This is a genomic window from Brevundimonas sp., assembly GCF_036400995.1.
Taxonomy (GTDB): domain Bacteria; phylum Pseudomonadota; class Alphaproteobacteria; order Caulobacterales; family Caulobacteraceae; genus Brevundimonas.
On record NZ_DASWWG010000070.1, the window covers coordinates 36819 to 47541 of the forward strand.

The window sequence follows — 10723 nt, forward strand, 5'->3', positions numbered from 1 at the left end:
GGAGCCGCTCTCATGACCTCTGACATTGCGCCCACCGTCGGCATCGACTTCGGCACCACCAACACCGTCGTCGCCTTCGCCGGCGGGGACGGCGAGGCGACGGTCCTGCGCTTCGACGCCCCGACCGGCCGGGTCACCGCCTTCCGCTCGACCCTCAGCTTCCAGATCCGGCCGTCCGTCGACGGCCGGCCGCCGGAGCGGATCGTCGAGGCCGGGCCCTGGGCCATCGAGGCCTATGTCGAGGACGCGCTCGACACCCGCTTCATCCAGTCGTTCAAGACCTTCGCCGCCAACGCCGCCTTTACCGACACTCTGATCGACGGGCGGCGCTACAGGTTCGAGGACCTGCTCAGCGCCTTCCTGCTGCGCCTGCGCGCCCATGCGGGCGAGGGCATGGCCGACCTCCCGGCCCGGGTCATCGTCGGCCGCCCCGTCACCTTCGCCGGCGGCTCGCCGGACGAGCAACTGGCGCTGGCCCGCTACGAGACCGCCTTCGCCCGGCTCGGCTTCACCGATATCCGCTACGCCTATGAGCCCATCGGCGCGGCCTTCTTCTTCGCCCGCACGCTGCAGGCCGACGCCAATGTGCTGGTCGCCGACTTCGGCGGCGGCACCAGCGACTTCTCCGTCGTCCGGTTCGAACGCGGCCCTGACGGCCTGCGCTCCACCCCTCTGGCCCGGTCGGGCGTCGGCGTGGCGGGCGACGCCTTCGACTACCGGATCATCGACCATCTGGTGTCGCCCGAACTGGGCAAGGGCGGCGAGTACCGCACCTTCGGCAAGACCCTGCCCATCCCCCAGCGCTACTACGCCGCCTTCGCCCGCTGGGACCAGCTGGCCCTGCTGCGCGCGTCAAAGGACATGCGTGACATCCGCGCCCTCGCCCGCACCGCGCTGGAGCCGGACAAGCTGGACCGGATGATCGAGGTCCTGGACGACAACCACGGCTACGCCCTGTACCGCTCCGTCGCCGCGCTCAAGATGGCCCTGTCCGGCCAGGAACAGGCGGATTTCAGTTTCGTCGCCGGCTCCATCCGCATCGAGAAGCCGGTCACCCGCGCGCAGTTCGAGGGCTGGATCGCCCCCGACCTCGCCGCCATCGAGGCCGCCGTCGACGAGGCCGTGCAGCGCTCGGGGCTGGAGCCCGGCCAGATCGACCGGGTCTTCCTGACCGGCGGCACCTCCTTCGTCCCGGCCGTCCGCGACATCTTCCACCGTCGCTTCGGCGTGGACCGCATCGAGACCGGCGGCGAGTTCGAATCCATCGCCTCGGGCCTGGCCATGATCGGGCGTGAGGCGGATCTGGATGTCTGGAGCGAGCGACGGGTTCCGGAGGCCCAGGCGTCCGTCAGCCCGTGATCGTTTCGGGCGGTGAACCGTCGGCTGCGACCGTCCCGGACCGCATCCGGAAGCGCTTCGAGCCCTTTAATCGTCGTTAACCGGTTCGGCGACATGGTCGCCGTAGCAAGTTCCGGGCCACATCGGCCGGGGCAGGGGAAAATCGCGTGCTCGGTCAAAGGCTCGAGATCAGACAGGGGCAGGGGCTCGTCATCACGCCCCAGCTGCAGCAGGCGATCAAGCTGCTGCAACTGTCGAACCTTGAGCTGGAGGCTTTCGTCGAGGCCGAGCTGGAGAAGAACCCCCTGCTGCAGCGCGAGGACGGAGAGCCGGGCGGCGAGGCCGGGGAACTTCAGCCGGAACGGGCCGAGGTCGCCGATCGCGCCGAGATGAGCTTTGAGGATGGTCGCGCCGCCGACGGGGGCGACTCGGTCGATGCCCGCGGCGACGACGTCTACGGCGATGCGGCGCCGGGCGAACGCGGGGCGGATCGCACCGACGACGGCCAACCCGGCCTGACCGACTGGTCCCGCGCGGGATCCGGCGGCGGCCTGCCGGACGGGGAGGGGCGCGAGCAGCCCGACAGCCGCGACGCCACCCTGTGGGAGCATCTGCAGGCCCAGGCGTCCCAGGCAGGGTTCAGCGCCGCGGACCATGGCATCGCCCTGACCCTGATCGATATGGTCGACGAGGGCGGCTACCTGCGCGGCGACCTGGCCGAGGTGGCCGAACGGCTCGGCGTGGGGCTGAACCGGGTCGAGGGCGTGCTGTCCGTCTGTCACGGCTTCGAGCCGACCGGAGTCATGGCCCGCTCGGTGCCGGAATGCCTGAAGCTGCAGTTGGTCGAGCGCAACCGCTTCGATCCGGCCATGGAGGCCCTGCTCGACAATCTCGACCTGCTGGCGAAGCGGGATCTGACTGGCCTGCGCAAGCTGTGCGGCGTCGACGCCGAGGACATGGTCGAGATGATCTCGGAGCTGAAGGCCCTGACGCCGCGTCCGGGCGCGGGCTTCGGCGGCGAGCCGGCCCAGACCGTCATCCCCGACGTCCACGTCCGCGCCGATCCGGCGGGCGGCTGGAAGGTCGAGCTGAACTCGGACACCCTGCCGCGCCTGATCATGGACAAGCGCTATCACGGGGTGGTGGCGTCCGGCGCCCGCACCGAGGTGGAGAAGACCTTCGTCGCCGACTGCGCCGCCCAGGCCTCCTGGCTGGTGAAGTCCCTCGACCAACGCGCCAAGACGATCCTGAAGGTGGCGTCGGAAATTGTGCGCCAGCAGGACGCCTTCCTCGCCTTCGGCGTCGAGTTCCTGCGGCCCCTGAACCTGAAGACCGTCGCCGACGCCATCGGCATGCACGAGTCGACCGTCAGCCGGGTCACCTCGAACAAATACGTCTCCACCCCCCGGGGTGTTTTCGAGCTGAAATTCTTCTTTACCGCCGCCATCCAGTCCTCGGACGGCGGCGCGCTCCATTCGGCCGAGGCCGTCCGTCACCGGATCAAGTCGATGATCGACGGCGAGGGCCGCGACGGCGACGTCCTGTCGGACGACCGCATCGTCGAACTGCTCAGCGAGGCCGGCATCGACATCGCCCGCCGCACGGTCGCCAAGTACCGGGAAGCCTTGCGAATTCCCTCGTCCGTCGAGCGTAAGCGGATGCTCAAGGCGGGCTGAGCTCGGCGCGCGAAGCGCCAGGCCGCGTCGGGTTGAAAAGGCGGAGCCTTTTGCCCGCGGCCCCGGCGAAAATGCGTGCGACCAATCGCGCAAGCGTGACTGTCGATTTCCGTGTTCTCCGTTGACACCAAACCCGTTCGGTCGCGTTCTATCGGCATGCAAGTCCAGGTCAGCGGCAAGCACGTAGATGTCGGCGAAGCGTTAGGCTCGCGCATCTCCCAGGAACTCGAAGACGGGATCGGAAAATACTTCGAACGCGGCGCTCAGGATGCTGAGGTCGTCGTCTCGAAGGACGGTCACGGTTTCAAGGTGGACTGTTGGGTCCGTCTCGCATCAGGCCAGGCCATCGTGACGACCGGTCTGGGCGGCGACGCCCACGGCGCCTTCTCCGACTCTCTCGACAAGCTCGAGAAGCGGGTGCGCCGCTACAAGCGACGACTGAAGGACCATCATATCGGTCCCAAGCGCATGTCGCCCGAGAAGACCGAGAACGCCGCGCGCGAGGTCGCCCGAAGCATCGTCCTGCGCAATCCCGATGAGGTCGAGGACGAGACCTTCGGCGACGCCGGAGCCCCGGGCGAACCCCCGCCCGTCGGCATGGTCATCGCCGAGAACCAGACCGAGATCCGGACGATCACGGTCGGGCGCGCGGTCGCCGAACTCGACATGACCGGCTACCCGGTCGTGGTGTTCCGCAACGCCGCCCATGGCGGCATCTCCGTGGTCTACCGCCGTCCTGACGGCAACGTGGGCTGGATCGACCCCGATCGTAAGGCTGTGTCGCTCGCCGCACACGGTTCGGTAAACGGTCATACGTCATAGTGCTTCCCACGAGGGGGCGGGTGTTCTAAAGGGCGCCCGCCCACCGGGGATGATCGAGTAGAGTCGGGGTTCCAATGGACATCGGTGATTTGCTGGCGGACGGCGGTGTCGTCCTGCGCAGCGGCGCGTCGTCAAAGCGCCAGGCTCTTCATACCGTGGCTGAGGTCGCGGCGCAGACGCTCGGCCTGCCGGAAGCGCGGGTCCTTGAGGCCCTGCTGGAGCGCGAGGCCCTGGGCTCGACCGGGCTCGGCTCGGGCGTCGCGGTGCCGCACGCGCGGCTGGAGGGCGTCAGCCGGGTGACGGCGGTCTTCGTGCGTCTGGACACCCCCGTCGCCTATGGCTCGGTGGACGACCGCCCGGTCGATCTGCTGTTCGCCCTGTTCGCGCCGCCCAGCGACGGCGCTGACCACCTGCGGGCCCTCGCCGCGGTCTCGCGCGCGCTGCGCGTGTCGGAAATGCGCGAGCAACTGCGTCAGGCGCACACCGTCGACGCGATCCGCGCCCTGTTCGTTCGCGATCACGCTCCGGCCACCGCGGCCTGACGGCCGCCATCTCATTTCCTCGAAGGCGCTACCGCTCGCGCCGCGGGCGCTCATTGCTTGAGCGCGAGGCTGGTGCGCGCAAGGCGCACAGGCGCTCAAGAAGCGAGGCTCCGCGAGCCGAGCGTTAGCGCCCCTTAATGAGAACTCAGTGAACCGACACCGGCTCCAGCTCGTGCGCGACGGCGGTCGCGAAGGCGGTCTCGCGGTCCATCATGATGGCCAGTCGCTCGCCGTCGGCGCCGTGGACGGCATAGAGAGTGGCGTCAGGGTCCACGGACAGGCCCTGCATGGCCGTCATCGGGGTGTCAGCCAGCACATCGGCCGCGCGGATTTCGCGCACATAGACCAGGTCGGGAGCGCCCAGATGGGCGAAGTCCTGGCGGGTCATCTTCTGTTCCGGCGTCATGCGACCGCCTCCTTACGCTCAACTAACGCCACTGGGGCGTATGGGTTCGGTCCCTTCAGAGGCGACCGATGAAAACGACGGCGTTCAGCCCGTCGTGATGGGAATCCGGCGAATGGCCTGCACGTCATCCGGACGGCTCATGTCGACGTGCAGCAGGCCGTGCTCCAGTCGCGCCTCGTCGATCTCCAGCCCGTCGGCCAGCACGAAGCTGCGGACGAAGCCGCGTCCCGCGATGCCGCGGTGCAGGAAGGCCTGCTCGGGCTTGCCGGCGTCCTCACGCTTGCCGGCGATGACCAGCTGGCGTCCCTCGAGGGTGATCACGAGGTCGTCCGGACCGAAGCCCGCCACCGCCAGGGTGATGCGCACGGCGCGCTCGCCGCGTTGCTCGACATTGTAGGGGGGATAGCTGTCCGCCGCCGCGCGCTGGGCCCGGTCGATCAGGGCCCGGGTATGGTCAAACCCCAGCAGGAAGGGGCTGTCGAACAGGACGGTGCGCGTGGTCATCTTTCTGGCCCCCGAAGCAGGCTGACGAACCGTCCACGCCCCCCGCGATCGGCAGGGCGCCGGTTCGGTTCCTAGATGGGGCGCAACCGTCTCCGGTGCAACGGTCAGTGCGGGGGCAGGGCCGGAATTGGAGAAGGCCTCGCGGTGTCCCGCGAGGCCTTCATGGTGGAGCTTAGCGGAGTCGAACCGCTGACCTCTTGCATGCCATGCAAGCGCTCTACCAACTGAGCTAAAGCCCCGAACCGTTGCCGGTTTCGTCCGCCGAGGTGTTGGTGTTGGCCCCCGGCGAGGCGGCGGAAACTATGTCAGGCCCGTTTGATGATCAAGCCCGTTTTCGCCTTTTATTTTCACCTTTTTCGAACGCTGTTCGAAAGGTGATTTCCGGGCGGATCAGAGGGCTCCGATCCGCCCGGAATTCGGTCAGTCCTCGTCCTTCTCGGGCTTGCCGATCTCGTCCTCGAACGAGTCGTCATCGTCCTCGTCCTCGATGAAGGGGACCGAGTCATCGTCGTCGTCGCCCAGGACGTCGTCGTCGTCGCCGGCCTCGCCCATGCCGGGCTCTTCGGTCGGGTCGGTCGGGGAGTCGTCGTCATCGTCCGGCGTCAGGATCGGCTCGTGGCCTTCCTCGTCGATTTCCGGGGTCGAGGTGCTTTCGTCCTCGTCCTCGTCACCGTCGGCGTTCTTGTCCTTGACCTGATCCTCGGCCTCGTCGTCAGCCGGGTAGCCGGCCGGACGGCCGCGGCGGTTGCGCAGCTTCAGGGCTTCTTCGGGATCAAAGTCGGTGCCGCACTTGGGGCAGTGAGCCGGACGACGGTTCAGGTCGTAGAATTTGGCCTGGCAGTTCGGGCAGACCTGCTTCTGGCCCAGTTCGGGATTAGCCACGGAGGCGCCTCTCACGTTCAGGGGGAATTCGGGCGGGTCCCTTGCCACCCCTTGGAGCCGCTGTCAAAACCCAACTCCGCGCCACCCGCGCCGCCCCTGCCCTTTCGGAGACCGTTGGGTGACGAACACCACACATTTGACCGCCCGCCGCAGCCCCGCGCTGACCGGTTCCGTGCGCGCGCCCGGCGACAAGAGCATGTCGCACCGCTCGATGATCTTCGGAGCCATGGCGAGCGGCGTGACGGAGGTCGAAGGCCTGCTGGAAGGCGATGATGTGTTGGCCACGGCCCGCGCCGCGGAAGCCTTCGGGGCGACGGTCGAGCGGCTCGGCGAAGGGCGCTGGCGCATCACCGGCGCCGGCGGTTTCCGGTCGCCGGACAGCGTCATCGACTGCGGCAACGCCGGAACGGGCGTGCGCCTGCTGATGGGCGCGGCGGCGGGCTATCCGATCACGGCGACCTTCGACGGCGATGCGAGCCTGCGGAAGCGGCCGATGAAGCGGGTCACGGGCCCGCTGGCGAACATGGGCGCGACCTTCGAATGGTTGGCCGACGAGGACCGGGTGCCCCTGCGCCTGACCGGCGGGGCGCTGACCGGCATCGACTATGTACAGACGGTGGCCTCGGCCCAGATCAAGTCGGCCATCCTGCTGGCGGGGCTGAACGCCGGGGGCGTGACCACGGTCACCGAACCCGAGAAGAGCCGGGACCACACCGAACGGATGCTGCGCGCCTTCGGGGCCGAGGTCGGCGTCGAGGACAACGGCGAGGGCTGGACGATCACGCTGAAGGGCGGGCAGCCGCTGACCGGGACCTTCGTGGCCGTGCCGGGCGATCCGTCGTCCGCCGCCTTCCCGCTGGCGGCGGGGCTGGTGGTCCCGGGCTCGGCGGTGACGGTCGAGGGCGTCATGTTGAACCCGCTGCGCACCGGCCTGTTCGACACCTGGCTGGAGATGGGCGCGGATCTGACCATCGCGAACCGCCGCATGGCCGGGGGCGAGGAGGTCGGCGACATCACGGCCCGTCACTCGGCGCTGAAGGGCGTCGTCGTGCCCGAAGAGCGCGCCGCCTCGATGATCGACGAGTATCCGATCCTGGCCGCCACCGCCGCCTTCGCCGACGGCGTCACGGTCATGCGCGGCGTCGGGGAGATGCGGGTCAAGGAGAGCGACCGCATCAAGCTGATGGTCGACGGCCTGCGCGCCTGCGGCGTCGCGGTGGAGGAGGAGCCCGAGGGCTTCCTCGTCACCGGCGGCCCGGTGAAGGGCGGCGGGACGGTGCACACCGCCCACGATCACCGTATCGCCATGAGCCATCTGGTGCTGGGCCTTGCGGCGGAGGAACCGGTCACGGTCGACGATCCGGATATGATCGCCACCAGCTTCCCGGGCTTTGTTGAGTTGATGAACGGCCTCGGGGCCGATATCGCGGCAGGCCAATGACCGCTCCCCTCATCATCGCCGTCGACGGACCCGCCGCCTCGGGCAAGGGCACCATCGCCGCACGACTGGCCGCCACCTACGGCCTGCCGCATCTGGACACCGGCCTGCTGTACCGCGCCGTGGGCGTGGGCGTGCTCGACGCCGGCGGCTCGCTGGACGACGCCGCCGCCGCAGAGGCGGTCGCACTGCGGCTGGACGCCACCGATCTGACCGACACTGATCGTCTGACCAGCGGGGAAGCAGGAGAGGCCGCGAGCCGGATCGCCGGCTATCCCGCCGTTCGCGCGGCCCTGCTGGCCTTCCAGAAGGCCTTCGCCGCCCAGGCGGGCGGGGCGGTGCTCGACGGGCGCGATATCGGCACCGTCATCGCGCCGGAGGCGCAGGCCAAGCTGTTCATCACCGCGACCCCGCACGTGCGGGCGACCCGGCGCTGGAAGCAGCTGACCGCGCGCGGGCACGACATCGCCTTCGAGGCCATGCTGGCCGACATCATCAAGCGGGACGAGCGTGACGCCGGACGGGGCGCGGCTCCCATGGTGCAGGCTGACGACGCCGTCTTGCTGGATACGACCGATATGGATATAGAAGCCGCCTTCGATGCGGCCCGCCGTATCGTCGAGGCGGCGCGCGCGAAACACGGTCTCTAGACCGCTCTCGCAAATCCAACGCTCCCATCCTCGGCTTCCGCGGGCGCTCTGGCTGAGTTGAAGCCTCGCATCCCGACGACCTGATTTCCTCTTTTGAACCCCCTTTGCGCGGGACCATCCGGTCGCGCGCAAGACCTTTTCCTCCAACTCCAGAGTTACATGACCGATACCCTTTCCCCCACCCGCGACGATTTCGCCGCGCTTCTCGACCAGCAACTGCAGGGTCGTGACCTCGGCGAAGGCCAGGTCGTCCACGGCCGCGTCGTCGGCATCGAGAAGGACATCCTGATCATCGACGTCGGTCTGAAGACCGAAGGCCGCATCCCGGCCCGCGAATTCGGCATCGGCGAAGGCGCCGTGATCCCGAAGGTCGGCGACAACGTCGAAGTCTACCTGGAGCGCGTCGAGAACGCCCTGGGTGAAGCGGTCATCAGCCGCGACAAGGCTCGCCGCGAAGAAGCCTGGACCCGCCTGGAAGTCGTCTTCGCCGACGGCCAGCCGGTCAACGGCACCATCGTCGGCCGCGTCAAGGGCGGCTTCACCGTCGACCTGGGCGGCGCCTCGGCCTTCCTGCCGGGCTCGCAGGTCGACATCCGTCCGGTGCGCGACGTCGCTCCGCTGATGGGCAAGGAACAACCCTTCGCCATCCTCAAGATGGACCGTCCGCGCGGCAACATCGTCGTCTCGCGTCGCGCCATCCTGGAAGAAGCCCGCGCCGAACAGCGCACCGAGCTGGTCGGCCAGCTGCAAGAGGGTGAAGTCCGCGAAGGCGTCGTCAAGAACATCACCGACTACGGTGCGTTCGTCGACCTGGGCGGCATCGACGGCCTGCTGCACGTCACCGACATGTCGTGGAAGCGCGTCTCGCATCCGTCGCAAGTCCTGGCCGTCGGCGACACCGTCAAGGTCCAGATCGTCAAGATCAACCCGGACACCCAGCGCATCAGCCTCGGCATGAAGCAGCTGCAGTCGGATCCGTGGGACGGCGTCGAAGCCAAGTACCCGGTCAACGCCAAGTACACGGGCCGCATCACGAACATCACCGACTACGGTGCGTTCGTTGAGCTGGAAGCCGGCGTCGAAGGCCTGGTCCACGTCTCGGAAATGTCCTGGACCAAGAAGAACGTCCACCCGGGCAAGATCGTCTCCACCTCGCAGGAAGTGGAAGTCATCGTCCTGGACGTCGACAGCGCCAAGCGCCGCATCTCGCTGGGCCTGAAGCAAGCCCAGAACAACCCGTGGGAAGCCTTCGTCGAGGCTCACCCGATCGGTTCGACCGTCGAGGGCGAAGTCAAGAACGCCACCGAGTTCGGCCTGTTCGTCGGCCTGGACAACGACATCGACGGCATGGTCCACCTGTCGGACCTGGACTGGAACGTCTCGGGCGAAGAAGCCATCCAGCGTTACCGCAAGGGTGAAACGATCAAGGCCAAGGTGCTGGACGTCGACATCGAGAAGGAACGCGTCTCGCTGGGCGTCAAGCAGCTCGGCGGCGACCCGATGGAAGGCGACGTCTACAAGCGTGGCCAGCAGATCACCGTCACCGTGACGTCGATCGAAACGGGCGGCATCGAAGTCAAGTTCGGTGAAGACGACGCGCCGGTCACGGCCTTCGTCCGCAAGTCGGACCTGTCGCGCGACCGCAACGAGCAACGTCCGGAACGCTTCGCCGTCGGCGATCGCATCGACGCCATGATCACGGGCATCGACAAGGCCACGCGCCGCGTCTCGGTGTCGGTCAAGGCGCTGGAAATGAAGGACGAAGCCGAGGCCATCGAACAGTTCGGTTCGTCGGACTCGGGCGCTTCGCTCGGCGACATCCTGGGCGCCGCGCTTCGCGAAAAGGCCGGTTCGAAGGACTAATCGTCCTCTTCGACCAGAAAATGGGGCGGCTGGAGCAATCCAGCCGCCTTTTTTCTTGCGTGACGGGCAAGAACCCGCGCCAATGGCGAGGCTACCCCTTGAGAATCGCTCTTAATCTGATGCGCCCTCTTTATTCCTGTGGCGTCAGACGGTTAGGGTGCGGACCTGAACGGAAGCGACTGCATCTGAAACAGCCACGGGCGGGGGCCTGAATGATCAAGTCTGAACTGATCGAGAAGCTGGCGGCCGAGAACATCCACCTCACCCACGCCGAGGTGGAACGGGTCGTCAACGTCATCCTGGGTCAGATGACCGAGGCTCTGTCCGACGGCGGACGGGTTGAGCTTCGGGGCTTCGGCGCCTTTTCCGTGCGCAGCCGCCCTGCGCGGGTCGGCCGCAATCCCCGCACCGGCGAGACGGTGGAAGTGCCCGCCAAGGCCGTGCCCTTCTTCAAGAGCGGCAAGGAACTTCGCGAACGCCTGAACGCGTCCGGCGACGCCTGAACCGAAAGACTGAGTTGAAATGAGCCTGCTGACCGAGTTTCGTGAATTCGCCGCGCGCGGCAATGTCATCGACCTGGCGGTCGGCGTCATCATCGGCGC

12 protein-coding genes and 1 tRNA gene are annotated in these 10723 nt (G+C 67.8%); 9 read left to right on the forward strand and 4 right to left on the reverse strand.

Annotated elements, in window-relative coordinates; genetic code table 11:
* Positions 1-12: 12 nt before the first annotated feature.
* The 4 genes from VGE03_RS10495 to VGE03_RS10510 all read left to right on the forward strand — a co-directional run bounded on the left by VGE03_RS10495 (position 13) and on the right by VGE03_RS10510 (position 4378).
* Positions 13-1359 (forward strand): Hsp70 family protein, encoded by a 1347-nt coding sequence (locus VGE03_RS10495; RefSeq protein WP_331046428.1) that lies wholly within the window; start codon positions 13-15, stop codon positions 1357-1359.
* Between the two features lie 146 nt (positions 1360-1505).
* Positions 1506-3014 (forward strand): RNA polymerase factor sigma-54, encoded by a 1509-nt coding sequence (gene rpoN / locus VGE03_RS10500; protein ID WP_331046429.1) that lies wholly within the window; start codon positions 1506-1508, stop codon positions 3012-3014.
* A gap of 156 nt (positions 3015-3170) precedes the next feature.
* The gene (gene hpf, locus VGE03_RS10505; RefSeq protein WP_331046438.1) at positions 3171-3836 is read left to right on the forward strand and encodes a ribosome hibernation-promoting factor, HPF/YfiA family; all 666 of its coding nucleotides are present in this window, start codon (positions 3171-3173) and stop codon (positions 3834-3836) included.
* A 74-nt stretch (positions 3837-3910) separates the two neighbouring features.
* Positions 3911-4378, forward strand: a complete 468-nt coding sequence (locus tag VGE03_RS10510) for a PTS sugar transporter subunit IIA (protein WP_331046430.1) — start codon at positions 3911-3913, stop codon at positions 4376-4378.
* A 145-nt stretch (positions 4379-4523) separates the two neighbouring features.
* Here the strand turns inward: VGE03_RS10510 and VGE03_RS10515 are convergent, their stop codons facing one another.
* The 4 genes from VGE03_RS10515 to VGE03_RS10530 form a co-directional block, all read right to left on the reverse strand.
* Complete coding sequence (locus VGE03_RS10515; protein ID WP_331046431.1) at positions 4524-4784, reverse strand: DUF1150 domain-containing protein; 261 nt, start codon at positions 4782-4784, stop codon at positions 4524-4526.
* A gap of 84 nt (positions 4785-4868) precedes the next feature.
* Positions 4869-5288, reverse strand: a complete 420-nt coding sequence (locus VGE03_RS10520) for an Hsp20 family protein (RefSeq protein WP_331046432.1) — start codon at positions 5286-5288, stop codon at positions 4869-4871.
* 163 nt (positions 5289-5451) lie between these two features.
* Positions 5452-5527, reverse strand: a tRNA-Ala gene (locus tag VGE03_RS10525).
* Between the two features lie 181 nt (positions 5528-5708).
* The gene (locus tag VGE03_RS10530; RefSeq protein WP_331046433.1) at positions 5709-6170 is read right to left on the reverse strand and encodes a TIGR02300 family protein; all 462 of its coding nucleotides are present in this window, start codon (positions 6168-6170) and stop codon (positions 5709-5711) included.
* Positions 6171-6306: 136 nt separating this feature from the next.
* Here VGE03_RS10530 and aroA point away from each other — a divergent pair, with 136 nt between their 5' ends.
* The 5 genes from aroA to VGE03_RS10555 all read left to right on the forward strand — a co-directional run.
* Positions 6307-7611 carry a 3-phosphoshikimate 1-carboxyvinyltransferase gene (aroA, locus tag VGE03_RS10535; protein ID WP_331046439.1) on the forward strand — a complete coding sequence of 435 codons (1305 nt, stop codon included), beginning with the start codon at positions 6307-6309 and terminating at the stop codon, positions 7609-7611.
* A complete protein-coding gene (gene cmk / locus VGE03_RS10540; protein ID WP_331046434.1) occupies positions 7608-8258 on the forward strand; it encodes a (d)CMP kinase in 651 nt (216 codons plus the stop codon). The genes aroA and cmk overlap by 4 nt, the downstream gene beginning before the upstream one ends.
* 159 nt (positions 8259-8417) lie before the next feature.
* Positions 8418-10121 (forward strand): 30S ribosomal protein S1, encoded by a 1704-nt coding sequence (gene rpsA / locus VGE03_RS10545; RefSeq protein WP_331046435.1) that lies wholly within the window; start codon positions 8418-8420, stop codon positions 10119-10121.
* Positions 10122-10333: 212 nt separating this feature from the next.
* Positions 10334-10624, forward strand: a complete 291-nt coding sequence (locus VGE03_RS10550; RefSeq protein WP_105562595.1) for an integration host factor subunit beta — start codon at positions 10334-10336, stop codon at positions 10622-10624.
* Positions 10625-10643: 19 nt separating this feature from the next.
* Positions 10644-10723 (forward strand): MscL family protein (locus VGE03_RS10555; protein ID WP_331046440.1); only part of this gene is annotated, 80 nt, incomplete at its 3' end.

Bases quoted from the DNA above. Each gene is read 5' to 3' on its own strand.
- VGE03_RS10495 (WP_331046428.1), top strand. From the start codon at position 13: ATGACCTCTGACATTGCGCCCACCGTCGGCATCGACTTCGGCACCACC.
- cmk (WP_331046434.1), top strand. From the start codon at position 7,608: ATGACCGCTCCCCTCATCATCGCCGTCGACGGACCCGCCGCCTCGGGC.
- hpf (WP_331046438.1), top strand. From the start codon at position 3,171: ATGCAAGTCCAGGTCAGCGGCAAGCACGTAGATGTCGGCGAAGCGTTA.
- VGE03_RS10515 (WP_331046431.1), bottom strand. From the start codon at position 4,784: ATGACGCCGGAACAGAAGATGACCCGCCAGGACTTCGCCCATCTGGGC.
- VGE03_RS10520 (WP_331046432.1), bottom strand. From the start codon at position 5,288: ATGACCACGCGCACCGTCCTGTTCGACAGCCCCTTCCTGCTGGGGTTT.
- rpsA (WP_331046435.1), top strand. From the start codon at position 8,418: ATGACCGATACCCTTTCCCCCACCCGCGACGATTTCGCCGCGCTTCTC.
- VGE03_RS10550 (WP_105562595.1), top strand. From the start codon at position 10,334: ATGATCAAGTCTGAACTGATCGAGAAGCTGGCGGCCGAGAACATCCAC.
- VGE03_RS10510 (WP_331046430.1), top strand. From the start codon at position 3,911: ATGGACATCGGTGATTTGCTGGCGGACGGCGGTGTCGTCCTGCGCAGC.